The following is a 22692-nucleotide window of genomic DNA, read 5'->3' as shown; positions in this document are numbered from 1 at the left end:
CCGAACCATGAAGATTCAACTGAAATTTTTTGCAAGCGTGCGCGAGGCACTGGGCGTGGCCGACGAGCAGGCCGACGTGCCGGACAGCGTCACGACGGTGGGCGACGTGCGCGCGTGGCTGCGCGTGCGCGGCGGGGCGTGGGCCGAGACGCTCTCGGAAGGGCGCGCACTGCGCATGGCGTGCAATCACGAAATGACCGATCCCGATACGCGGCTGACCGAAGGCTGCGAAGTCGCGTTCTTTCCGCCGGTGACGGGCGGTTGAGGCGAGGGCGATGGCAACGGTACGAATCCAGACCGACGACTTCGACCTGAACGCCGAGGTCGCGGCATTGCGTGCGCGTAACCCGAAGATCGGCGCGGTCGCGTGCTTCGTCGGCACGGTGCGCGACCTGAACGAAGGCGATTCGGTGGCCGCGATGGAACTCGAGCACTATCCGGGGATGACCGAGAAGGCGCTCGAGAAGATTGCCGCCGAGGCCGGCCGGCGCTGGCCGGGCATCGACGTCGCGATCGTGCATCGTGTCGGCCGGCTCCTGCCGCTCGACCAGATCGTGATGGTCGCAACGGTGGCGTCGCACCGCGGCGATGCGTTTGCGTCGTGCGAGTTCGTGATGGACTACCTGAAGACCGAAGCGCCGTTCTGGAAGAAGGAAACGACGCCTGATGGCGAGCGCTGGGTCGATGCGCGCAGCACCGACGATGCCGCGCTCGCGCGCTGGGGCATCGAATCGGGGAATACGCGGCGCTGAGCGTAGCGCCAGGGTAATGCGGCGCGATGCCGCATGCGCGCAAGCCTCGCGCGCACCGGCTGCCCGTTACGCGTCCGGATCGCTGCTGCGCCCGATGATCTTCGTCGGAAACGGCTCACCGCGGGCACGCGACGGCAACGCGTGCGGATCGTCGCCTGCATCGCGACGGCGTGGCGCGATCGCGTCGAGCAGCGCCTGCTGCTCGGGCGGAATCGGGTAGTCCCAGCCGAACCGGCTCAACTGGAGGCTCTGCGCGATCCGCAGCGCCGGCTCCATGAAGCGGATCGCCGCGGGCGGCGCGTAGCGCGCCTCGACGGTATTCAGGAACAGCGACAGCCAGCGGCTGAAATGGGCCGGCTCGATCCCGTCGAGCGGCTGGTGCGCCTGCTGCACGTTGCCGCGATAGCCCTTGGTGCCGAGCACGAGGCTCGACCAGAACGTGACCATCTTCGGCAGGTGGTCGTCCCAGCGGCCGGCCAGCTTTGCGTCGAACACGGGTCCGAGCAGCGGATCGGCGCGCACGCGGTCGTAGAACGCGTAGACGAGATCGCGGATGTTCGCTTCGGTCGGCTCGGTGTCGCGAGGGCGGGCCGGGGCGGTATCGGGCGAGGCGGGCAGGACGGTCATGGCAAAAGGGCCGGCAGAAATAGGCAACGACAGGGGCGGCGCGGGCATCGAGTAGGACGCCGGCCGAATTTTGACGCAAAATAGCGTCCAACACCCCTGAAAAACGTGTAAGTGTCACGCATCTTATTGCGCGCGCGTCATCCCGGCAACCCGGGGCCGCGGTGCAGGGCCGCCAACCGGCCTCGTGCGCATCCCGGTCGGCCCGGCTCACGTAATCGGGGGTACGATCGATTTTTTCCGTATTCGCCCATGAGACTCACCGACTACACCGACTATTCGCTGCGCGTGATGCTGTACCTTGCCGTGCGCGGCGAGGGGCTCGCTACGATCCAGGAGATCTCGGACGCCTACGGCATCTCGAAGAACCATCTGATGAAAGTCGTGCAGCAGCTCGGCGAGCTGGGGTGGGTCGACACCGTCCGCGGTCGCAATGGCGGGCTGCGGCTGTTCCCCGAATCGTTGCAACTGACCGTCGGCGAGGTCGTGCGTGCGACCGAGAGCGATTTCGCGCTGGTCGGCTGCTTCTCGGCCGATGGCGAATCGCGCGGCTGCGTGATCGAGCCGCATTGCCGGTTGAAGGGCGTACTGGCGGCCGCGCGCGATGCGTTTTTCGCCGAACTCGACCGTCACACGCTCGGCGCACTGATCGAGCCCGCTTCGCCGCTCGCCGCGTTGCTCGGCATCCGCCCGGTCGTGCGCCTGCATGCCGAGCCTTTGCCGGAAGACGCACCGGCGTCCGTCGAGCCGCCGTCGACGGCGCGCTGATACGCGCTCGCCGCGCGTCTCGATCCGGCCGTGGCCCGTCCCGGGGCCGCTTCAAGGATATCCATCGATTTTTGCGCTGAATCAACCCGAATTTCGCTTGAAAGCCGCATAACCATCCTCATCTTGGTGTTAATCGAAAATTGGAGGTCTCGACTAAATGAGAATCGACAAGCTCACCACCAAGTTCCAGGAAGCACTCGCGGACGCGCAAAGCCTCGCGGCAGGCCGCGACAATCAATACATCGAACCCGTTCACGTTCTCGCGGCGCTGGTCGCGCAGCAGGACGGTTCCGCCCGCTCGCTGATGTCGCGCGCGGGTGTTCACATTCAGGCGCTGCAAGGCGCGCTGAACGAGGCCATCTCGCGCCTGCCGCAAGTGACGGGCACGGGCGGCGACATCCAGATCGGCCGTGAACTGGCCGGGCTGCTGAACCAGGCCGACAAGGAAGCGCAGAAGCTCAACGACACGTTCATCGCGAGCGAGATGTTCCTGCTCGCCGTGTCCGACGACAAGGGCGACGCCGGCAAGCTCGCCCGCCAGCACGGCCTCACGCGCAAGGCGCTCGAAGCCGCGATCGCCGCGGTGCGCGGCGGCTCGCAGGTGCACAGCCAGGACGCGGAAAGCCAGCGCGAGGCGCTGAAGAAGTACACGGTCGACCTGACCGAGCGCGCCCGTGCGGGCAAGCTCGATCCGGTGATCGGCCGCGACGACGAAATCCGCCGTTCGATCCAGATCCTGCAGCGCCGCACCAAGAACAACCCGGTGCTGATCGGCGAGCCGGGCGTCGGCAAGACGGCGATCGTCGAAGGGCTCGCGCAGCGGATCGTCAACGGCGAAGTGCCCGAGACGCTGAAGGGCAAGCGCGTGCTGTCGCTCGACATGGCCGCACTGCTCGCCGGCGCGAAGTATCGCGGCGAATTCGAGGAGCGCCTGAAGGCGGTGCTCAACGACATCGCGAAGGACGAAGGCCAGACGATCGTCTTCATCGACGAAATCCACACGATGGTCGGCGCGGGTAAGGCCGAAGGCGCGATGGATGCGGGCAACATGCTGAAGCCGGCGCTGTCGCGCGGCGAGCTGCACTGCATCGGCGCGACCACGCTCGACGAATACCGCAAGTACATCGAGAAGGATGCCGCGCTCGAGCGCCGCTTCCAGAAGGTGCTCGTCGACGAGCCGAGCGTCGAGGCGACGATCGCGATCCTGCGCGGGCTGCAGGAGAAGTACGAACTGCACCACGGTGTGGACATCACCGACCCGGCGATCGTCGCCGCGGCCGAGCTGTCGCATCGCTACATCACCGACCGCTTCCTGCCGGACAAGGCCATCGACCTGATCGACGAAGCCGCTTCGAAGATCAAGATGGAAATCGATTCGAAGCCCGAAGAGATGGACAAGCTCGATCGTCGCCTGATCCAGCTGAAGATCGAGCGCGAAGCCGTGAAGAAGGAGCAGGACGAAGCGTCGCAGAAGCGCCTGCAGCTGATCGAGGAAGAGATCGAGCGTCTCGGCCGCGAATATGCGGACCTCGAGGAAATCTGGACCGCCGAGAAGGCCGCGGTGCAGGGCAGCGCGCAGCTGAAGGAAGAGATCGAGAAGGTGCGGGCGGACATCGCGCGGCTGCAGCGTGACGGCAAGCTGGAAAAGGTTGCCGAGCTGCAGTACGGCAAGCTGCCGCAGCTCGAGGCGCAACTGAAGCAGGTCACGCAGGCCGAAGAGCAGGAGCAGCACAACCCGACGCGGCCGCGCCTGCTGCGCACGCAGGTCGGCGCCGAGGAAATCGCGGAAGTCGTGTCGCGTTCGACCGGGATCCCGGTGTCGCGGATGATGCAGGGCGAACGCGAGAAGCTGCTGCACATCGAGGAAAAGCTGCATGAGCGCGTGGTCGGCCAGCACGAGGCGATCAGCGCGGTGGCCGACGCGATCCGCCGTTCGCGCGCCGGTCTCGCCGATCCGAACCGTCCGTACGGCTCGTTCCTGTTCCTCGGCCCGACGGGTGTCGGCAAGACCGAGCTGTGCAAGGCGCTGGCGTCGTTCCTGTTCGATTCGGAAGAGCACCTGATCCGCATCGACATGAGCGAGTTCATGGAGAAGCACAGCGTCGCGCGGCTGATCGGCGCGCCGCCGGGCTATGTCGGCTACGAGGAAGGCGGCTACCTGACGGAAGCCGTGCGCCGCAAGCCGTACAGCGTGATCCTGCTCGACGAGATCGAGAAGGCGCATCCGGACGTGTTCAACGTGCTGCTGCAGGTGCTCGACGACGGCCGCATGACGGACGGGCAGGGGCGCACGGTCGACTTCAAGAACACGGTGATCGTGATGACGTCGAACCTCGGCTCGCAGGTCATCCAGGCGATGACGGGTGCGCCGCAGGAAGAGATCAAGGACGCCGTGTGGCTCGAGGTGAAGCAGCATTTCCGCCCCGAGTTCCTGAACCGGATCGACGACGTCGTCGTGTTCCATGCGCTCGACCGCAGCAACATCGAGTCGATCGCGAAGATCCAGCTCGCACGCCTGCATGACCGGCTCGCGAAGCTCGACATGGCGCTCGACGTGTCGCCGGCGGCGCTCGAACAGATCGCGAAGGTCGGCTACGATCCGGTGTTCGGTGCGCGGCCGCTGAAGCGCGCGATCCAGCAGGAGATCGAGAACCCGGTCGCGAAGCTGATCCTCGCGGGCCGCTTCGGTCCGAAGGACGTGATTCCGGTCGACGTCAACGACGGCCAGTTCGTGTTCGACCGCGTCGTGCACTGATCGCAGGCCTTCGGCCGCCGCCCGGTTCGCGCCGGGCGCGCAAAAACAAACACCCCGCCTCGGCGGGGTGTTTGCTTATGGCGCGTCGCAACGACGCAGCGCGTCAGCCCTGCTTGTTGCCGCCGAACATGCCGGCGATCTGCGACAGCGAGCCGAGCACGTTCGACGGGTCGACCTGTGCCTGGCCGTCGGCCGGCACTGCACCGTCCGGCGTCGCGTGGTTGACGACGTGCGGCAGCACCTGCGCGAGGACGGTCGACGCCATCGACGGATCGACACCGAACTTGCTCGCGAGCGCACCGATCGCGTCCGAGCCGAGCACGTTCTGCAGTGTGTCCGGCGAGATCGGCTGGTTCTGGCCGGTGCCGACCCACGAGCCGATGATGTCGCCGGCGCCGCCGGCCTTGAACTTCTCGATCAGGCCATTCAGGCCGCCCGGCTGGTTGTTGATGAATTCGAGCGCGGTCGTGATCAGCGCGCTTTGCGAGTTGCCGCCGGCCTGGCCGCCGAGCAGACCGCCAACGATGTCGAGGAGACCCATGGTTCTTCACCTTTACCGATAAGGGCGCCACGCCGTGGGCGCCCGTTGAACGAATGCCGCGCGCACGCCGTCGCGCGCGCGGCGCACATCAGGCGCCCGACGCCGCGGCGGCGGAGGCTGCCTTGTCCTTCTTGCCTTTCTTCTTCGAACCCTTCGTCGCTTTTGTCGACGACGCGGCGGCCGGTGCGCTCGCACCCGCATCGGCGGATGCCGCCGCTGCCGCGGCCGCTTTTTCCTTCTTCGTCAGGCGCTTGGTCTTGGCCGGCTTCGCCGCCGTATCCGGCGCGCTTGCGGCCGGTGCCGGCGCGGTGGCCGTCGTGCCGGCCGTCGCGGTCGTGGACGTCGACGCCGTGCCTGCCGACGTCGTGGCCGACGTGGTGGTCGATGTCGTCGCGGCCGGCTTCGACAGCTTCACGCCCTTCGGCGGCGTCGACGCGCCGCCGATCGTCAGGCCGTTTTCCTCGAGATGCCCGACCGACTTCGTGCCGAGGCCCTTGACGCGATTCGCGAGATCGTCCGCGTCCTTGAACGGGCCGTTCTTGGTGCGTTCGTCGATGATCGCCTTCGACTTCACGGGTCCGAGACCCTTCACGGATTCGAGCGCGGCCTGGTCAGCCGTATTGACTTCGACGGCCGCGGCAAGGCCTGCGGCGAGCGACAGCGATAGCGCGACGAACAGCATCAGCAGCTTTTTCAGCATGGCAAAGGCTCCCTGGTTCTGACGGATGAATGGCTGTTGCAACGGACGGCGGCGTGACGCCCGGCCGGGCGTCGCCGTTAAGCATAGGACAAATGCGTGCCCTTTTTAAGACAGGCTGACCGAATCTTGCTGAAGGCTTGCGGCGCTGTAAAGACCGAAACCTGCGCCGGGCGGCGGTTTTGACCATTCTTTACGGTGTCGCCGATGGACGTTGCACTGGCTGTTCGACAGGGCTTGACTTAGAGTGAACTCTAACTCCTAACCTTGTTCCTGCCATGTCGAAAATCGTAACCCGACCTTCCTCTGCCCCCGCCGGCCCGCTGACGATCGGCCAGGTCGCCGAAATGACCGGCCTGTCGACGCATACGCTGCGGTACTACGAGCAGGCCGGCCTGCTGCGCGCGATTTCGCGCACGGCGGCCGGGCACCGGCTCTATGCACCGGCCGACCTTGACTGGCTGGCCTTCGTGATGCGCCTGAAGGCGACCGGCATGCCGATCGCGCAAATGCAGGCGTTCGCGGCGCTGCGCGCGCAAGGCGAGTCGACCTTCGGGGCGCGGCGCAGCCTGCTCATCGCACATTACGAGGCAGTGCGCGCGCATATCGCGGAGCTGCAGGCGAGCCTCGATGTGATCAGCGACAAGATCGTGAACTATGAGGCACAGGAGCGGGAGATGGCACGACGGGCAAGACTTTCTCACTCTCTATCGGAACAGGACGGACACAATGGAACGACTCGTTGAAGACCGCTACACGCGTGGCTGGAACAAACTGAAGGAAATCGACGGCGAAGTGGGCGAGCGCGTGATCGCGGCGCTCGCGCCGATCGCGCCGGACTTCGGGCGGCTCCTGGTCGAATTCAGCTTCGGCGACATCTACAGCCGGCCGCAACTCGACCTGAAAGCGCGCGAGATCGCGACGATCGCGGCGCTGGCCGCGCTCGGCAATGCGCAACCGCAGCTGAAGGTGCATATCGAGGCCGCGCTGAACGTCGGCTGCACGCGCGACGAGATCGTCGAGGTGTTCATGCAGATGGCCGTGTACGCGGGGATGCCGGCCGCGCTCAACGCGCTGTTCGCCGCGCATGAAGTGTTCACGCGGCGCGATGAGGCGGCCGGCAACGCGGCAGGCGCGAACGAAGCGGCCGGGCAGCCCGCATGACGAAGCGCGCGCCGGCGCGTCACGCGCGGTGCGGCGCGACGATCCGGTGCTTCGCGATGCGCCGGTACAGCGTCGCGCGCGAGATGCCGAGCGCCTGCGCGGCCGCGTCGGGCCGCCAGCGATGCGCGGTGAGCGCCGCGACGATGCGGCCGCGTTCGTCGTCGGGCAGCGCGCCGGGCACGACGCCGCCGAGTTGCGTGGCGATCTCGGCCGGCAGATCTCGCCGCGTCACGCGCGCGGCGTCGCACACCGCGCACGCATAGCGCAGCACGTTGCGCAATTGCCGCGCGTTGCCGGGCCACGGATACGCGGCGAGCTGTTCGGCGAGCGTCGCATCGAGCGTCAGCACGTGGCCGGTGGCCTGCGCTTCCTCGGCGAATACGGCGGCGATCACGTCGCGCACGTCGGCACGCTCGCGCAGCGGCGGCAGTTCGAACGTCGCGCCGCTCAGCCGGTAGTACAGGTCCTCGCGGAACGTGCCCTCGGCCACCATCCGCGCGAGATCGCGGTGCGTCGCGCAAATCACGTCGAGATCGACGCGGACGGGCGTATCGCTACCGAGCGGCACGACTTCGCCGTCGGCGAGCACGCGCAACAGGCGCGTCTGCAGCGCGAGCGGCATGTCGCCGATTTCATCGAGGAACAGCGTGCCGCCGTCGGCGAGCGCGATCTTGCCGCGTGCGCCATGCTTGCGTGCGCCGGTGAACGCGCCGGCCGCATAGCCGAACAGTTCGCTCTCGATCAGCGCTTCCGGCAGCGCGCCGCAGTTGACCGCGACGAACGGTCGCGTACGCCGCGCGCCGGCATCGTGGATCGCGCGCGCGAATACTTCCTTCCCCGCACCGGTTTCGCCGAGCACGAGAATCGGCAGCCGCTTGCTTGCGACACGCAGCGCGAGTTCGGCCTGCTGCGCGATATGCGCGTCGCTGCTGTGCAGAAACGGCGTCAGTGCGCCGACGTGGCGTTGCGCGCTTCCCGGGCGGCGCGAGGCCGTGCCGGGCTCGCGGCCGGTGCGCCGTAGCGGCGCGCGCAGCCGCGCATAGAGCGGCGCGCCGGTCGCGCGCAGCCGCAGCGCGACGATCGCATCGAGCCGCGCGGCATCGCGCAGCGGCATCTCGGTCGCATCGAAGATCTCGTCGATATGGCGCGGTTCGCGCAGCGCCGGCAGCGCGTCGCGCGCCTGCCGGTTGGCGGCGACGATGTTGCCGCATTCGTCGAACGCGATCAGCCACTCGGGTTGCGCTTCGACGTAGTGACGATTTGGATGCCCGAACAGGATCCAGTGCTGCGTGGTGCTGTGCACGAAGTAGCCGTCCTCGATCAGCGCCGCGCTCTGCCGCACGAGCTGATAGACGAGACGCTGGCTGTCGCGGCCGTCGGGCGAATGAACGGCCGACGCGTCGAGCACGCCGATCAGCTCGCCGCCCGGCGAGAAGATCGGCGCCGCGCTGCAGGTGAGCGTCGTGAACGCCGCGCGAAAGTGATCGGTCTTGTGCACGGTGATCGGCGCGAGATCGGTCAGCACGTTCGCGACGCCGCAGGTGCCTTCCTCGCTTTCCGACCAGCACGAGCCGATGTGCAGCCCCGCGTGGCGGAAGTCATTGCGGCGCTCGCGGTCGATCCGGTAGTCGATCGTCACGCCGTGCGCGTCGGTCAGCATCACGCAGTAGTCGGCGACGCGAATCATGTCGTGCAGCCGCGTCAGGCACTGGCCCGACGCGCGCAGGAAGGCCTCCTCCTTGTCGCGTACTTCGCGCAGCTCGGCCGCGGTCAGCACGCGCGGGCCGATCGACGAAGCGGGGTCGAGACTGTAACGCTCCAGCGACCGCTGCCACGACGACACGAGGCGCGTGGAGTCGGCCGGCGCGGGCAGGCGTCCGGCGAGCGCGCCGAGCACGCGGTCGGCGTGCTGGGCCTGGGGGACGGCGTAGGGCATGGTCGGCTCCGGTTCCGTACGGCGGGGATGCGATGTTCTTGTAGCACATCCCGTTCGACGGATCACATTGCATCGCAGCACGCGGCGAGCCTGAGACGTTCGTCTCACGGTATCGCGGGCTGTCTCGTGTCGTTGAGACGCGTTGGTGTGCGACAGGCGGAGATCGTCCGGCATGACGCGGCCTGCGCGGCGCCGCGACATGGCGGGGTTTGCGGGCAGGGCGGTGCGCTTGCACCGGCGTCGCGGTGACCGTTTCGTCGTATCGACGCCGTGAGACGAGCGGGCCGAATGGCCGCGCGCGCCGTCCTTCCAGCAGCGATTCCGGATCACGGGCATCCCAGTCGCGTCAGCATTCACAAGGGTTTCACGTTCATCGCACGTAGGGTGGCACGCCGCTTGCAGAGATCACGGGCAAGTCGGCGCGGTCGCGTCGACGACGATCCGCCGCCCGGCGATGGCAGCGGACGAGACAGGCAGAGCCGCGGCACGCCCACGCGCCGCGGCCGGCCAACTGGATGGAGACGAACCCGTGACGACGCCCGTTACCGTCGGCGTGATCGCGAACCCCGCATCGGGGCGCGACATCCGCCGCCTCACGACGCATGCCTCCGTGTTTCCGACGGCGGAGAAGGCGAACATGATCGTGCGCCTGCTGGCCGGCCTCGGCGCGATGGGCGTCGAACGCGTGCTGACGCTGCGCGACCGGACCGGCATCGCGACGCTGCTGCTGCGTGCGATCGACACGCACCGTGCGGTCGCGCCGCACGAGCGCTGGCCCGAGGTCGAATTCGTCGACCTGCCGATCACCGACACCGTCGCCGATACCCAGGCCGGCGCCGCGTACCTGCACCGGATGGAAGTCGCGCTGATCGTCGTGCTCGGCGGCGACGGCACCCATCGTGCGGTTGCCGCGCACTGCGGCGCGACGCCGCTCGTCGCGCTGTCCACCGGCACCAACAACGCATTTCCCGAACATCGCGAAGCCACCGTCGCCGGCGTCGCGGCAGGACTCGCCGCGACCGGCGCCGTGCCGGCCGAAGTCGCGTTCACGCGCAACAAGCGGCTCGTCGTGCGCTGCGTGGCAGGCGCGCAGCCGGGGCGCGAGGAGATCGCACTCGTCGACGTGTGCGCCGCGCGGCAGCGCTTCATCGGCGCCCGCGCGATCTCGGGGTCCGACGACATCGATTCGCTCTACCTGACATTCGCGGAACCGGACGGGATCGGCCTGTCCGCGCTCGGCGGCGCGTGGGCGCCGCTCGAGCGCAGCGCGCCGCACGGGCTCGCGATGCGCTTCGCGGCCGAAGGCAAGACCGCCGGCACGCCGCTCGTCGCGCCGATTGCACCGGGCCGCGTGGATCGCGTCGTGATGCGCAGCTGCGAGCGGCTCGAGCCGGGTGCATGGCAGACGATTCCGTTCGAGCACGGCACGCTCGCGTTCGACGGCGAGCGCGAGATCGAGGTCGCGCGCGGCGATCGCTACGAGATCTCGCTCGACTGGCGCGGGCCGTTGACGGTCGACGTCGGCCGCACGCTGCGCTACGCGTCGTCACGCCAGCTGCTGCGCGATGCCGGCGAGTGGCGCTATTGAGCAATGTTTTACCGAGTGACATTTCGACATCCATAACGATCATCAAGGAGACATCGCCATGACAGCCCCACTCGAAGGACAGGTCGCCATCGTCACGGGCGGCGCGCGCGGCATCGGCCGCGGCATTGCCCTGACGCTTGCCGGCGCGGGTGCCGACATCCTGCTGGCCGACCTGCTCGACGACGCACTCGACGCCACCGCGCGCGAAGTACGCGCGCTCGGCCGCCGGGCGGCGGTGGCGAAGGTCGACGTCACGCAGGCCGCGCAGGTCGACGCGATGGTTGCGCAGGCGCTCGCCGACCTCGGCCGGCTCGACATCCTCGTGAACTGCGCGGGCGTGATCAGCATTCATCCGGTCGGCGAACTGACCGAGCGCGACTGGGATTTCGTGATGGACGTGAACGCGAAGGGCACGTTCCTCGGCTGCCGGGCGGCGCTGGCGCCGCTGAAGGCGCAGGGCCGCGGCCGGATCATCAACGTCGCGTCGATCGCCGGCAAGGAGGGCTTTCCGAATCTCGCGCATTACAGCGCATCGAAATTCGCGGTCGTCGGCTTCACGAACGCGCTCGCGAAGGAGGTCGCGCGCGACGGCGTGACCGTCAACGCGATCTGCCCCGGCATCGTGCGGACGTACATGTGGGACCGGCTGTCCGACGAATGGAAGACCGACGGTGAATCGGTCGAGGAATCGTGGCAGCGGCACCAGTTGACGCTGATTCCGCAGGGCCGTGCGCAGACGCCGGAGGACATGGGCCGGCTCGCGCTGTTCTTCGCGACGATGGACAACGTGACGGGCCAGGCCGTGAACGTCGACGGCGGCTTCACGTTCCACTGACGGCCGCCGGCCGTGCAATCCGTCGCCGCGGCCCGGCCGCGGCGGCATTCGCAGTCAGACCTACTCAGGAGACACACATGACCGCTTCGACACAGCTCAGCAGGGACAAGCTGCTGGACGCCTACCGGCTGATGCGCACGATCCGCGAATTCGAGGAGCGCCTGCACGTCGAATTCGCGACCGGCGAGATCCCCGGCTTCGTTCACCTCTATGCGGGCGAGGAGGCGTCCGCGGTCGGCACGATACTGCACCTCGGCCTCGACGACTACGTCGCGACCACGCACCGCGGTCACGGCCATTGCATCGCGAAGGGCGTCGACGTACACGGGATGATGGCCGAGATCTACGGCAAGAAGACGGGCGTCTGCCACGGCAAGGGCGGTTCGATGCACATCGCCGACCTGTCGATGGGGATGCTCGGCGCGAACGGGATCGTCGGCGCGGGCGGCCCGCTCGTCTGCGGCGCCGCGCTCGCGGCGAAGCACAGGAAGACCGGCGGCGTCGGCGTGTGCTTCTTCGGCGACGGCGCATCGAACCAGGGCGTGATCTTCGAATCGATGAACCTCGCGTCGGTGTGGCGGCTGCCCGCAATCTTCGTGGCCGAGAACAACGGCTATGCGGAAGCGACGTCGTCGAGCTGGTCGGTCGCGACCGACAACATCGCCGATCGCGCGAACGGGTTCGGGATGCCGGGCGTGATCGTCGACGGCTTCGACTTCTTCGCGGTACATGAAGCGCTCGGCGAAGCCGTCGAGCGCGCGCGCAACGGCGGCGGCCCGACGCTCGTCGAGGTGAAGTTCACGCGCTATTTCGGCCACTTCGAAGGCGATGCGCAAACCTATCGCGCACCCGGCGAAGTGCAGAAGCTGCGCGACGAGAAGGACTGCCTGAAGCATTTCGAAACGCGCGTCGTGCGGGCCGAAGCACTGACGACCGCCGACCTGCGCGCGGTCGATGCCCAGGTGAAGGCGCTGATCGACGATGCGGTCGCGCAGGCCAAGGCCGCGCCGGTACCCGACGCCGCCGACCTGCTGACCGACGTCTACGTGTCGTACCCGTGAGCGCGGCCTGATACCACGGCCGACACGGCGAACCGAACATTCCAGGAGACAGACATGGCAAGGAAAATCACTTATTCGCAGGCGATCAACGAGGCGCTCGCGCAGGAAATGGCGCGCGACGACAGCGTGATCGTGATGGGCGAGGACAATGCGGGCGGCGCGGGCGCGCCGGGCGAGGACGACGCGTGGGGCGGCGTGCTCGGCGTGACGAAGGGGCTGTTCCACAAGTTTCCGGGCCGCGTGCTCGATACGCCGCTGTCGGAGGGCGGCTACATCGGCGCGGCGGTCGGCGCCGCCGCGTGCGGGATGCGGCCCGTCGCGGAGCTGATGTTCATCGATTTCATGGGCGTGTGCTTCGACCAGATCTTCAACCAGGCCGCCAAGTTCCGCTACATGTTCGGCGGCAAGGCCGTGACGCCGGTCGTGATCCGCGCGATGTACGGTGCCGGCTTGCGCGCAGCCGCGCAGCATTCGCAGATGCTGACGTCGCTGTTCACGCACATTCCGGGGCTGAAGGTCGTGTGCCCGTCGACGCCGTACGACGCGAAGGGGCTGCTGATCCAGGCGATCCGCGACAACGATCCCGTGATCTTCCTCGAACACAAGCTGCTCTATACCCGTGAAGGCGACGTGCCGGAGGAGTCCTATGCGATTCCGTTCGGCGAAGCGAACGTGATGCGCGACGGCGACGACGCGACGATCGTCACGTACGGCCGGATGGTGCATCTCGCGATGGACGCGGCCGCGAAACTCGCGAAGGACGGGATCCAGGTCGACGTGATCGACCTGCGCACGACGTCGCCGCTCGACGAGGACACGATCCTCGAAAGCGCGGAGCGCACCGGGCGCGTGGTGGTCGTCGACGAAGCGAATCCGCGCTGCTCGATCGCGACCGATATTGCCGCACTCGTCGCGCAGCGTGCGTTCCATGCGCTGAAGGCGCCGATCGAGCTCGTGACCGCGCCGCATACGCCCGCGCCGTTCGCGAGCGTGCTGGAAGACCTGTATATCCCGTCCGCCGATGCGATTGCGCAGGCGGTCCTGAAAACGAGGAGCTGACACGATGTCGATTCACATGATCACGATGCCCAAGTGGGGGCTGTCGATGGAGCAGGGGCAGGTCAACGGCTGGCTGAAGGCGCTCGGCGAACGCGTGACGAAGGGCGACGAAGTGCTCGACGTCGAGACCGACAAGATCTCGTCGGGCGTCGAATGCGCGTTCGACGGCACGCTGCGCCGGCAGGTCGCGCAGGAAGGCGAGACGCTGCCGGTCGGCGCGCTGCTCGGCGTTGTCGCGGCCGCCGACGCGAGCGATGCCGACATCGACGCGGCGATCGCCGAATTCCAGCGCGATTTCGTGCCGAGCGCGGCGTCCAACGAAGTCGCGGGCCCGCAGCCCGAGAAGGCGCAGATCGGCGGCCGGACGGTGCGTTTCCTGAAGCTCGGCGAAGGCAGCGGCACACCCGCCGTGCTGATCCACGGCTTCGGCGGCGATCTCAACAACTGGCTGTTCAATCACGCGGATCTCGCCGCGCACCGGCCGGTGTGGGCGCTCGACCTGCCCGGTCACGGCGAGTCGGGCAAGGCGGTCGAGACGGGCAGCCTCGATGAGCTGGCCGACGCGGTGCTCGCGCTGCTCGATGCGAAGGGCATCGACCAGGCCCACCTGATCGGCCATTCGATGGGCGGCGCGGTGGCGATGGCGGCGGCCGAGCGCGCGCCGCAACGGGTCGCGTCGTTGACGCTGATCGCGAGCGCGGGGCTCGGCACCGACATCAACCGCGCTTACATCGACGGCTTCGTCGCCGGCAACAGCCGCAATACGTTGAAGCCGCACCTTGGCGCGCTGTTCGCGGACAACGCGCTGGTCACGCGGCAGCTCGTCGAGGATCTCGTCAAGTACAAGCGGCTCGAAGGCGTGCAGGCCGCGCTGGAGAAGATCGCGCATGCCGCGTTCGACGGCGCCGCGCAGCGGCGCGTGTTCCGCGACCGGCTCGCGACGCTTGCGCCGCGCACGCTCGTGATCTGGGGCGAGCACGACCAGGTGATCCCGGCGCAGCACGCGCGGGGCTTGCCTGACGGCGTGCGTGCCGAGGTGCTCGCCGGCAGCGGGCACATGGTGCAGATGGAGGCGGCCGCCGACGTGAACCGCCTGATCGTCGCGTTTCTCGGAGACTGACGATGGCCGCCGCGCTCGAACGACCCAGCCTCACGGCGCTCGGCCAGCCGGGCGCGAGAAGCCGTGACAAGCTCGCGCGCATTCCGGTGCGCGTCGAGCCCGCGGCCGGTGCGGCGTTGCCGAAGCCGCCGTGGCTGCGCGCGCGGCCGATGATGAGCGCGGCGGTCGCCGACATGGCGGCCGTGCTGCGCGACCATCGGCTGCATTCCGTATGCGAGGAGGCGATGTGCCCGAACATCGGCGAATGCTTCGCGCAGCGCACGGCGACCTTCATGATCATGGGCGGCCTGTGCACGCGGCGCTGCCCGTTCTGCGACGTCGCGCACGGCCGTCCCGAGCCGCTCGACGCCGACGAGCCCGCGCGGCTGGCCGACGCGGCCGCGGCGCTCGGGCTGCGCTACGTCGTGATCACGTCGGTCGATCGCGACGATCTGCGCGACGGCGGCGCCGCGCATTTCGCCGCCTGCATCGCGGCGGTGCGCGCGAGCGTGCCGGGCATCGGCGTCGAAGTGCTGACACCGGACTTCCGCGGTCGCGTGGCCCGCGCGCTCGATGCGCTGTCGACGGCCTGGCCCGACGTGTTCAACCACAACATCGAGACGGTGCCGTCGCTGTATCGCGCGGCGCGGCCGGGCGCCGACTATCGCGGCTCGCTCGAACTGCTTGAGCAGGCGAAGCAGGCACGGCCTGAGCTGGTGACGAAATCGGGGTTGATGCTCGGCCTTGGCGAGTGCGACGACGAAGTGCGCGACACGCTGCGCGACCTGCGTGCGCATGACGTCGACGTGCTGACGCTCGGCCAGTATCTCGCGCCGTCCGCGCACCATCTGCCCGTGCGGCGCTACGTGAGCCCGGACGCATTCGCCGCGTGGCGCGACGAGGCGCTGTTGCTCGGTTTCAGGGAAGTCGTCGCCGGCCCGCTGGTGCGGTCGTCGTATCACGCGGCCGACGTGCTGGAGGAGACGTAACGGGCGGCGCGTCAGGCGGACGTGGAAGCGGCGGCATGCGCACGACTGACGCGCCGCAGGTACAGCACGAGCCCGGCGCCCGCGAGCATCAGGCTGATCGTGTTCGCGAACCAGAAGCCGCGCGCGCCGGTCAGCCACGCGGGCGCGATGCCGCCCACGTCGAAACCGAGCGCATAGCCGCCGCTGAGCCCGACGCCCCACAGCGCGACCGCATAGATCACGGTCGGCACGACCGCGACCTTGTAGGCGCGCAGCACGAACGCCGACGTGACCTGCAGCGCATCGAACACGTGGTAGCACGCGACGATCGCGACGAGCGGCATCGCGGCCGCGGCGACGGCCGGGTTCGGCGTATAGCCGCCGATGATCAGCGGGCGCAGCACGAACACGAGCAGGCCGTAGGTCGCGGCAATGCCGCACGCGAAGATCACGCTGTGCCGGCCGAGCAGGCGGGCTTCCTCGGCCCGTCCGGCGCCGAGCGCGCGCGCGACGAGCGTCGACGCCGCCACGCCGATCGACAGCGGCGTCATGTACAGCACCGCGCCGATGTTGCCGGCGATCTGGTGGCCGGCGAGTGTCGTCGTGCCGAACTGCGCGATGAACAGCGCCATGCACGTGTACGACGTGACCTCGATCAGGTACGACAGGCCCATCGGCACGCCGAGTTTCAGGATCGCCTTCTGGCGCGCCCAGACCGGCCAGCAGAAGCGCGAGAAGATCGCGAGCGGCGCGAATACGTCGAGCTTCGCGAGCAGCGTGTAGCCGATCAGCGCGAGCGCCCAGTTGATCAGCGTGCTGGCGAGCCCGCAGCCGGGGCCGCCGAGCGCCGGCACGCCGAACCCGCCGAAGATGAACCACACGTTGAGCGGAAACTTGAGCAGCAGCGCGCCGATCTGCAGGATCATCGCGAGGCGCGGCTTGCCGGCCGCATTGGTCAGCGCGTTGTAGATGCGAAAGACGAGGCTGGCGGGCAGCCCGTAAGACAGGATGCGCAGGTAGTCGACGGTGCGGTCGTGCAGCGCGGCGGGCGTGTGCGCGACGCGCAGCAGCGGTTCGGGAAAATGCAGCAGGAGAAAGCCGGGCACCGCGAGCAGCAGCGCGAGCCACAGCGCCTGGCGCACTTCCTCGCCGATCTCGGCATAGCGGCGCGCGCCGTACAGCTGCCCGGTGATCGGCTGCAGTGCGGACAGGATGCCCGTCAGGCCGATATAGATCGAAATGTAGATCGACGAACCGAGCCCGAGCGCGGCGAGATCGACGGCCGAGTAGCGCCCGACCATCGCGGTGTCGATCACGCCGAACGCGATGATCGCGAGCTGGCCGACAAGCACCGGCCACGCGAGACCGACGATCCGGCGGATGTCGCCGAACATCGTCAATCGGCCGGCTGGCGGCGCGGCGGGCGCCGCTTGACGGGCGTCTTCGGCCGTTCGATGCGCTCGTACAGGCGGAACCGCTCGTCACGGTCGGCGGCGCGGCGGCCTTCCCACACGAGACGCCACACGTATTGCGACATCGAGCTCGGCTCGCCGAAATCCGAGCGGTCCTGGCGCAGGATCACGTCGCAGTCGCCGGAGAAATCGAAGCGCATGTTGCCGAAATACGCGAAGGTCGCGATCTGCGCGTCACCGAGCCGCACCGGCGAGATGCACTCGTAGTCGGACGGCAGGTGCACCGCGATCTGCTGCGCGACGTCGCGATAGGTCCGGCCGTAGTTGACGATCGGCAGCCACAGCGTCATCAGCAGCACCCACATCAGCGTGGTGCCCGCACCCGACAGCACGACGCTGCGCCACAGCACTTTCGGCTGCCGCGAGATGCGCCAGCGCACCAGGAAGCACCAGCATACGGTGGCGATCACCGCGCAGATGAACGACAGGATCTTGAAGTGCGGCTCGTAGCCGGGCACGAGGCGGGCGAGGTTGCGCGCGAGCGGATGCGGGAAGCCCGTGATCGAGGCGAGCCACACGAGCCACACGAAGGTGCCGAGGATCGTGAAGCTCAGCACCGCGAACCAGTCGATCGCGTTGATTGCGCCGCGCTTGAGGGTCGGCAGCGCGAACGTCGCGAGCACCGCGAGCGGCGGCAGCAGCAGCATGTACATGCGGTTCGACTGCTGGCTCTGCAGGATCACGAGCGCGACGAGCGGCACCGCGACCGACAGCGGAATCGCGACGTGCGCACGGCGGCGCATACCGGCCCAGCTCCACCATGCCCAGATCGCGAGCGGCCACGCGGGCCAGGTGAACAGCGGCAGGTTCTTCGCCGCATAGCCGAGCACCGCGGTCGGCGGGCCCGAAAAGCGCATCAGGCTGCCGTGAATCCACTGGTTGAAGAACCATGCGGCATCGTCGGGCGCCGCGACGAACGCGGCCAGCGGCCACAGCGCGAAGATCGCGGCCGCGAGCGGCACGCCGACCAGCGGCAGGCGCAGGTTGCGCATCTCGGGCGTGACGAGCCACAGCACGGCCGTGCCGGCGAGCAGCGCGACCACCAGCACCGGATTGCCGGACAGCGCGACGAGGCCCATCGCGAGGCCCCACCACAGCGCGCCCTGCATCGGCTTGTCGATGCCGCGCACGATCCCGTAGACGAGCATCGCGATCCACGCGAACTGCGCAAGCTGCGGCGTCGTTTCGTGCCCGCGCTCCGCGAGACCGAAGCAGGCGACGAGCACCAGCAGCGCGCCGTCGGCGAGCGTGCGGCCGTAGTCGCGCGGCTCGGGCTCGCCGCCGAATGCGTACTTGAACGGCTGGACCTCGGCACGCCGGCCGAGCAGGTAGGCGGCATACCAGACGAATGCGCACGCGACGCAAAACAGCACGCCGGTATCGACGCGCGACGCGTTGCTCGCGTCGACCCACGGGCCGAGGCCGCGGATCGACAGCGCGCCGAGCCAGTAGCCGAGCGGGCCGTCGGTCGTGATGAACTTGCCGACCAGGTTCGGCAGCAGCCAGTCGTGCCAGCCGCCCTTGGCCATCGTCCACATCACGCCAAAGCCTGCCGCGTCCTCGTTCTTCCACGGGTCGCGGCCGAACAGGCCGAACGCGGCGTAGACGAAGCAGAGCGTGAGCAGCAGCCAGCGCGGCAGCGCGCGCGTGGCGGAGGCGGTGAGACGGACGACAGGCTTCATGCAGATGAGCGATTTGTTATGGGCGGGTGGCCGGCGCGGATGCGCGCGGTCGAGCCGGTTTCGAGCATCCGGCATTGTAGACGCGCCCGCTGTTGCGCGTCAGGTCGATGCCCGTGCGCCGGCTGGCGCCTGCCGGGCGAGCAGAGACAAAAAAGGGCAGCCTGGGCTGCCCTTTTGTGCGGTACCGGTGCAATGCAACCACCGGATGCAGTGCGAAGCTTACTTCGCCTTGCCGCTGGCGCGAACGCCGAACTTGTTCTTGAACTTCTCGACACGGCCTGCCGTGTCCATGATCTTTTGCTGACCCGTGTAGAACGAGTGCGATTCCGACGACACTTCGATCTTGGCGAGCGGGTAGGTCTTGCCGTCGAGTTCGATGTTTTCGCGCGTCTGGATCGTCGAGCGCGTGATGAACTTGAAGCCGTTCGACATGTCTTGGAAGACGACTTCGCGGTAGTTCGGGTGGATGCCTTCTTTCATGGTCTTTCCTTGGTGAGAGCGGTAGCCAACCCGCCGCTTGCCGTGCCGGAACGCGCACATTGCGCCAACCAGACGACGCCAAGCCCGGCGCGAGCCACTTGCCTAAGGTCGAAAAACGACGATTATGCCAGAAAATCAGATGGTTGACGAATAATTTTCACGGTGCGTCGAGCGCGCCGGTACCGGCCGGATCCTGCCGGTAGTAACGCGCGAGCAGCCGGTACAACTCCGGAAATTCGGACTCGAACGCTTTCGGCCGGACGAACAGCGCTTCACTGCATACCGCGAAGAATTCCGACGGGTGGTCTGCGGCATAGGGATCGATCAGCGACTCCCGCTCGAAGCGCGCCCACGCACGGTCCGGCACCGCGTCGACGCGCGCGCAGAACTGGTCGTACGCGTGCTCGAACACGTCGGCCCACGCCTGCGCATCGAGGTGCGGCGCGTGCCAGCGGCGAAATAGGGGCGGATAGCCATCGGCCGCGCCGTTGACCATGTCAATCTTGTGCGCGAACTCGTGGATCACGACGTTGTACGCGTCGTGGCCGTCCGTCATCTGCGCGTCTTCCCAGGACAGGATCACGGGGCCGCCTTCCCAGGCCTCGCCGCTCGCATCCTGCTCGACTTCGTGCACGACCCCGTCCTCGTCCTGCACCGTCTTGCGGATCACGAATTCGCCCGGATACACGACGACGCCGACCCAGCCGTCGTACAGGGACAGATCGAGATTCAGCACGGGCAGGCAGGCCTGCGCGGCGATCGCGACGATCATCGCGTCGGTCAACTCGAGCCCGTGCGCGGTCGAGAACGATTTCTTCGCGACGAACAGGCTCGTCAGTTCGCGCAGCCGGCCGAGCGCGTCGGGAGGCAGTGCCGCGAGGAACGGCAGGCGCTCGACGGTGTCCTGCCACAGCGCGTCGGGAATCGGGTGGCTGCGCAGCGCGCGGTCGCGGCGGCGGTCGTCGAACCAGCGGGTCAGTTTCGAGAGCATGAAGGCGGCTCGCGGAAATCCAAAGCCTGTCTTTTAACTCAATCGATCTCTTTTTGCCATGCCGCAAAGAGGCCGCCGACGAGCGCCACGCCCGCCAGGAAGTAAAAGCCGTCGAGCGACGCGAGGAACGACGCCTGTTGCGCGACCATGCGCGCGATCGACGCGATCGCCAGGCCGTGCGCCTCGCTCAGCGCATGACCGGCGGCGGCATAGCTGTGCGTCAGCGCATCGACGGTCTGCTGGAACAGCGGATCGAACACATTTGCACGCTCGACGAGCCGCGTATGGTGCACGGCCACGCGGTGCTGTTCGACGATGATCACCGACGACGTCGCGAACGAGATCGTCAGTTGCCGCACGATGTTCTTCAACCGGTAGCCGTGCGTATATTCGTCGATCGCGAAGATCCGGAACGTCAGGTTGGCCACGGGCAGCACGATGAAGAGCAGCAGCAATCCGCGCAGCAGCAGCGGGACGATCAGCGCGGCTTCGCCGACCTGCGGCGTCATCCGCGTCATCCACAGCGCGGCCGTGATCGCGACCGCGAACCCCGGCACGACGAACCACTTCTTGTGCGTGACGAATTTCGCGTAACGCAGGTACGCGAACAGCGCGGTGGCCGAAATCAGCGACATCGTGCCCACCAGTCGCCCGGCGTTTTCGACCGGATAGCCGAGCCCGCTTTCGAGAAAACGCGACGTCAGGTAACTGAAGCCCGTCGACTCGTAGTAATAGAACATATAGAGCAGCAGCCCGACCTGGAACGTCCGCTCGCGGAACGCGTGCAGGCGCACGAGCGGCGTCGGATGATGCCACTGGTGATACGCGAACCACGCAAGCGCGCCGATCCCTGCGATCGTCAGCAGGATCAGCATCGGCGAGCCGCTATAGAGCTGGTAATGCACCTGCTGCAGCACGATCTGCAGCGCACCTTGCGCGAGCGCGAACACGACATACGGCCAGAAGTGTCCGGAGCCGCGTTCGTCGTCGGGTGTCCGGCCCGAATCGGGCAGCGTGAGTAGCGCGAGGATCGCGAACGCAATGCCGGCCGGCGCCGAGCACGCAAACAGCGCGCGCCACGTCGAGTGCGCGACGAGCAGGCCGCCGACGATCGGCGCGAGCGCGCTGCCGAGCAGGATCATGATCAGGAACGCGCGCGTTGCGGGCGGCCGTTCCTGCGGTTTGAAACTGATCTGGATCAGGATCCGGCACGCGCCCATCATCGGGCCGATGAAATAACCCTGAAAGCCGCGCGCGAACGCGAGCTCGAGCGACGTGTCGGCGAGCGCGGCCGCGATCGCGCCGAACGAGAACATCAGCATGCAGCCGGCGACGTAGCGGCGATGGCCGAGCCGGTCGACCCACCATTGCTGCTGCAGGATGCCGAGCACGGCGGTGACCGCGTAGGCGCTCGACGACCACACGAGTTCATCGGGCGATGCGTTGATGCCGCCCGCGATGTAGCTCGCGAAGAACGAGAAGATCGCGTTGTCGAAGTAGTCGATGCCGGTAACGAGTGCGAGCGCCCACGGGAACAGGTCCGCACGCAGGTTCGCGCGGCTCCACAGTGGCGAGCGACCGGGCATCGCGCTCACTCGCGCGCCTTGCGCGCGCGCCGCGTGCCGGCTTCGGCCTGCCGCTGCGCGATCAGCGCATCGGCGTTTTCGCCGGCAAGACGCCGTTCGACGTAGTCGATGTCGTGCTGCAGTTCCTTGCGCAGCGCGACGGCTTCCTTCAGTTCGCGCTGGACGGCCGCGATCCGCCGGTCGAGCGTGTCGACCTGCTCGGCGAGGCCGGCGCGGATCTCGCGCAGCGACGCGTCCGAATAGCGGCGCCGGCCGTCGCCCGTTTCTTCCAGCGGGCGCTTCAGCATCTCGGTGATGCCGTGCAGCGAAAAACCGAGCGCGCGCAGCCGCAGGATGCGTGCGAAGCGCTCGAGGTCGGCCTCGTCGTACAGGCGGTAGCGGCCTTCGCTGCGCGACGGCGTGACGAGCCCGCGCTCTTCGTAATACTTCAGCGTGCGCGGCGTGACGCCGAGCCGTGACGCCGCATCGCTCACGGTCAGCAGCGGGGTGGAGGTGTCATTCGGCATCGGGAGGAGGATGGGGTTCGAGCGATGGCGCGATTATAGATCAACCTGTACGTTCACGTTCAGGTTGGCGCCGAAAAACGGCCGCCGGGCAAGATGCGCGGGCGGCCGTTTTTGGGGCGCGGAGCGAC

The 22692-nt window shown here is 67.9% G+C and carries 22 protein-coding genes; 12 read left to right on the top strand and 10 right to left on the bottom strand.

Annotated features, from left to right (window positions below; translation table 11 throughout):
* Positions 1 to 7 precede the first annotated feature (7 nt).
* Together moaD and LGM89_RS19855 are read left to right on the top strand one after the other, a co-directional pair.
* Entirely contained in the window at positions 8 to 265 is a 258-nt protein-coding gene (gene moaD / locus LGM89_RS19860) for a molybdopterin converting factor subunit 1 (protein ID WP_089425581.1), read from the top strand.
* 10 nt (positions 266 to 275) lie between these two features.
* Positions 276 to 752, top strand: coding sequence for a molybdenum cofactor biosynthesis protein MoaE (locus tag LGM89_RS19855; protein WP_043188206.1), 477 nt, complete (start codon positions 276 to 278; stop codon positions 750 to 752).
* A 66-nt stretch (positions 753 to 818) separates the two neighbouring features.
* Here the strand turns inward: LGM89_RS19855 and LGM89_RS19850 are convergent, their stop codons facing one another.
* Positions 819 to 1379, bottom strand: a complete 561-nt coding sequence (locus LGM89_RS19850) for a group III truncated hemoglobin (protein ID WP_226207710.1) — start codon at positions 1377 to 1379, stop codon at positions 819 to 821.
* Positions 1380 to 1628: 249 nt separating this feature from the next.
* On the opposite strand from LGM89_RS19850, the gene LGM89_RS19845 reads away from it, so the two are divergent.
* Both LGM89_RS19845 and clpB read left to right on the top strand, forming a co-directional pair.
* Positions 1629 to 2144 (top strand): Rrf2 family transcriptional regulator, encoded by a 516-nt coding sequence (locus tag LGM89_RS19845; RefSeq protein ID WP_089495003.1) that lies wholly within the window; start codon positions 1629 to 1631, stop codon positions 2142 to 2144.
* 157 nt (positions 2145 to 2301) lie between these two features.
* Entirely contained in the window at positions 2302 to 4899 is a 2598-nt protein-coding gene (gene clpB, locus LGM89_RS19840; protein WP_226273719.1) for an ATP-dependent chaperone ClpB, read from the top strand.
* Positions 4900 to 5002: 103 nt separating this feature from the next.
* Here clpB and LGM89_RS19835 read toward each other — a convergent pair whose 3' ends face one another.
* Both LGM89_RS19835 and LGM89_RS19830 read right to left on the bottom strand, forming a co-directional pair.
* Entirely contained in the window at positions 5003 to 5440 is a 438-nt protein-coding gene (locus LGM89_RS19835; protein ID WP_069248127.1) for a YidB family protein, read from the bottom strand.
* An 88-nt stretch (positions 5441 to 5528) separates the two neighbouring features.
* Positions 5529 to 6140: a ComEA family DNA-binding protein gene (locus LGM89_RS19830; RefSeq protein ID WP_089495002.1), complete on the bottom strand. Its 612-nt coding sequence runs from the start codon at positions 6138 to 6140 to the stop codon at positions 5529 to 5531.
* A gap of 275 nt (positions 6141 to 6415) precedes the next feature.
* On the opposite strand from LGM89_RS19830, the gene LGM89_RS19825 reads away from it, so the two are divergent.
* The gene (locus LGM89_RS19825; RefSeq protein ID WP_226273718.1) at positions 6416 to 6883 is read left to right on the top strand and encodes a MerR family transcriptional regulator; all 468 of its coding nucleotides are present in this window, start codon (positions 6416 to 6418) and stop codon (positions 6881 to 6883) included.
* A complete protein-coding gene (locus LGM89_RS19820) occupies positions 6867 to 7301 on the top strand; it encodes a carboxymuconolactone decarboxylase family protein (RefSeq protein ID WP_089495000.1) in 435 nt (144 codons plus the stop codon). Before LGM89_RS19825 ends, LGM89_RS19820 begins: the two co-directional genes overlap by 17 nt.
* A 19-nt stretch (positions 7302 to 7320) precedes the next feature.
* Here the strand turns inward: LGM89_RS19820 and LGM89_RS19815 are convergent, their stop codons facing one another.
* The gene (locus LGM89_RS19815) at positions 7321 to 9237 is read right to left on the bottom strand and encodes a sigma-54-dependent Fis family transcriptional regulator (protein WP_226273717.1); all 1917 of its coding nucleotides are present in this window, start codon (positions 9235 to 9237) and stop codon (positions 7321 to 7323) included.
* Positions 9238 to 9766: 529 nt separating this feature from the next.
* On the opposite strand from LGM89_RS19815, the gene LGM89_RS19810 reads away from it, so the two are divergent.
* The 6 genes from LGM89_RS19810 (at position 9767) to lipA (ending at position 15868) form a co-directional block, all read left to right on the top strand.
* On the top strand, positions 9767 to 10825 hold the full coding sequence (locus LGM89_RS19810; RefSeq protein ID WP_226207704.1) for an ATP-NAD kinase family protein: 1059 nt from the start codon (positions 9767 to 9769) through the stop codon (positions 10823 to 10825).
* Positions 10826 to 10883: 58 nt separating this feature from the next.
* The gene (locus tag LGM89_RS19805; protein ID WP_089456336.1) at positions 10884 to 11660 is read left to right on the top strand and encodes an SDR family NAD(P)-dependent oxidoreductase; all 777 of its coding nucleotides are present in this window, start codon (positions 10884 to 10886) and stop codon (positions 11658 to 11660) included.
* Positions 11661 to 11737: 77 nt separating this feature from the next.
* The gene (locus tag LGM89_RS19800) at positions 11738 to 12721 is read left to right on the top strand and encodes a thiamine pyrophosphate-dependent dehydrogenase E1 component subunit alpha (RefSeq protein WP_089440245.1); all 984 of its coding nucleotides are present in this window, start codon (positions 11738 to 11740) and stop codon (positions 12719 to 12721) included.
* Positions 12722 to 12775: 54 nt separating this feature from the next.
* Entirely contained in the window at positions 12776 to 13780 is a 1005-nt protein-coding gene (locus tag LGM89_RS19795; RefSeq protein ID WP_089440244.1) for an alpha-ketoacid dehydrogenase subunit beta, read from the top strand.
* 4 nt (positions 13781 to 13784) lie between these two features.
* The gene (locus tag LGM89_RS19790) at positions 13785 to 14900 is read left to right on the top strand and encodes an acetoin dehydrogenase dihydrolipoyllysine-residue acetyltransferase subunit (RefSeq protein ID WP_226273716.1); all 1116 of its coding nucleotides are present in this window, start codon (positions 13785 to 13787) and stop codon (positions 14898 to 14900) included.
* 2 nt (positions 14901 to 14902) lie between these two features.
* Positions 14903 to 15868 (top strand): lipoyl synthase, encoded by a 966-nt coding sequence (gene lipA, locus LGM89_RS19785; RefSeq protein ID WP_226273715.1) that lies wholly within the window; start codon positions 14903 to 14905, stop codon positions 15866 to 15868.
* A gap of 11 nt (positions 15869 to 15879) precedes the next feature.
* Here lipA and LGM89_RS19780 read toward each other — a convergent pair whose 3' ends face one another.
* The 6 genes from LGM89_RS19780 to LGM89_RS19755 all read right to left on the bottom strand — a co-directional run bounded on the left by LGM89_RS19780 (position 15880) and on the right by LGM89_RS19755 (position 22564).
* Positions 15880 to 17241, bottom strand: a complete 1362-nt coding sequence (locus tag LGM89_RS19780; protein WP_226273714.1) for an MATE family efflux transporter — start codon at positions 17239 to 17241, stop codon at positions 15880 to 15882.
* 2 nt (positions 17242 to 17243) lie between these two features.
* Positions 17244 to 19076: an ArnT family glycosyltransferase gene (locus LGM89_RS19775; RefSeq protein ID WP_089425568.1), complete on the bottom strand. Its 1833-nt coding sequence runs from the start codon at positions 19074 to 19076 to the stop codon at positions 17244 to 17246.
* A 144-nt stretch (positions 19077 to 19220) separates the two neighbouring features.
* Entirely contained in the window at positions 19221 to 19481 is a 261-nt protein-coding gene (locus tag LGM89_RS19770; RefSeq protein ID WP_006753671.1) for a type B 50S ribosomal protein L31, read from the bottom strand.
* 157 nt (positions 19482 to 19638) lie between these two features.
* A complete protein-coding gene (locus tag LGM89_RS19765; RefSeq protein WP_226273713.1) occupies positions 19639 to 20472 on the bottom strand; it encodes a zinc-dependent peptidase in 834 nt (277 codons plus the stop codon).
* 38 nt (positions 20473 to 20510) lie between these two features.
* On the bottom strand, positions 20511 to 22067 hold the full coding sequence (locus LGM89_RS19760) for an MFS transporter (RefSeq protein WP_226273712.1): 1557 nt from the start codon (positions 22065 to 22067) through the stop codon (positions 20511 to 20513).
* Positions 22064 to 22564, bottom strand: a complete 501-nt coding sequence (locus LGM89_RS19755) for a MerR family transcriptional regulator (protein ID WP_226207698.1) — start codon at positions 22562 to 22564, stop codon at positions 22064 to 22066. Before LGM89_RS19755 ends, LGM89_RS19760 begins: the two co-directional genes overlap by 4 nt.
* Positions 22565 to 22692 lie beyond the last annotated feature (128 nt).

It is taken from the genome of Burkholderia sp. AU31624 (genome assembly GCF_020420065.1).
Classification (GTDB): Bacteria; Pseudomonadota; Gammaproteobacteria; order Burkholderiales; family Burkholderiaceae; genus Burkholderia.
The sequence above is the reverse complement of the archived record's forward strand: the minus strand, read 5'-3'. Positions and strand labels throughout refer to the sequence as shown.

Bases quoted from the DNA above. Each gene is read 5' to 3' on its own strand.
- moaD (WP_089425581.1), top strand. From the start codon at position 8: ATGAAGATTCAACTGAAATTTTTTGCAAGCGTGCGCGAGGCACTGGGC.
- LGM89_RS19855 (WP_043188206.1), top strand. From the start codon at position 276: ATGGCAACGGTACGAATCCAGACCGACGACTTCGACCTGAACGCCGAG.
- LGM89_RS19850 (WP_226207710.1), bottom strand. From the start codon at position 1,379: ATGACCGTCCTGCCCGCCTCGCCCGATACCGCCCCGGCCCGCCCTCGC.
- LGM89_RS19845 (WP_089495003.1), top strand. From the start codon at position 1,629: ATGAGACTCACCGACTACACCGACTATTCGCTGCGCGTGATGCTGTAC.
- clpB (WP_226273719.1), top strand. From the start codon at position 2,302: ATGAGAATCGACAAGCTCACCACCAAGTTCCAGGAAGCACTCGCGGAC.
- LGM89_RS19835 (WP_069248127.1), bottom strand. From the start codon at position 5,440: ATGGGTCTCCTCGACATCGTTGGCGGTCTGCTCGGCGGCCAGGCCGGC.
- LGM89_RS19830 (WP_089495002.1), bottom strand. From the start codon at position 6,140: ATGCTGAAAAAGCTGCTGATGCTGTTCGTCGCGCTATCGCTGTCGCTC.
- LGM89_RS19825 (WP_226273718.1), top strand. From the start codon at position 6,416: ATGTCGAAAATCGTAACCCGACCTTCCTCTGCCCCCGCCGGCCCGCTG.
- LGM89_RS19820 (WP_089495000.1), top strand. From the start codon at position 6,867: ATGGAACGACTCGTTGAAGACCGCTACACGCGTGGCTGGAACAAACTG.
- LGM89_RS19815 (WP_226273717.1), bottom strand. From the start codon at position 9,237: ATGCCCTACGCCGTCCCCCAGGCCCAGCACGCCGACCGCGTGCTCGGC.
- LGM89_RS19805 (WP_089456336.1), top strand. From the start codon at position 10,884: ATGACAGCCCCACTCGAAGGACAGGTCGCCATCGTCACGGGCGGCGCG.
- LGM89_RS19800 (WP_089440245.1), top strand. From the start codon at position 11,738: ATGACCGCTTCGACACAGCTCAGCAGGGACAAGCTGCTGGACGCCTAC.
- LGM89_RS19795 (WP_089440244.1), top strand. From the start codon at position 12,776: ATGGCAAGGAAAATCACTTATTCGCAGGCGATCAACGAGGCGCTCGCG.
- LGM89_RS19790 (WP_226273716.1), top strand. From the start codon at position 13,785: ATGTCGATTCACATGATCACGATGCCCAAGTGGGGGCTGTCGATGGAG.
- lipA (WP_226273715.1), top strand. From the start codon at position 14,903: ATGGCCGCCGCGCTCGAACGACCCAGCCTCACGGCGCTCGGCCAGCCG.
- LGM89_RS19780 (WP_226273714.1), bottom strand. From the start codon at position 17,241: ATGTTCGGCGACATCCGCCGGATCGTCGGTCTCGCGTGGCCGGTGCTT.
- LGM89_RS19775 (WP_089425568.1), bottom strand. From the start codon at position 19,076: ATGCCGGATGCTCGAAACCGGCTCGACCGCGCGCATCCGCGCCGGCCA.
- LGM89_RS19770 (WP_006753671.1), bottom strand. From the start codon at position 19,481: ATGAAAGAAGGCATCCACCCGAACTACCGCGAAGTCGTCTTCCAAGAC.
- LGM89_RS19765 (WP_226273713.1), bottom strand. From the start codon at position 20,472: ATGCTCTCGAAACTGACCCGCTGGTTCGACGACCGCCGCCGCGACCGC.
- LGM89_RS19755 (WP_226207698.1), bottom strand. From the start codon at position 22,564: ATGCCGAATGACACCTCCACCCCGCTGCTGACCGTGAGCGATGCGGCG.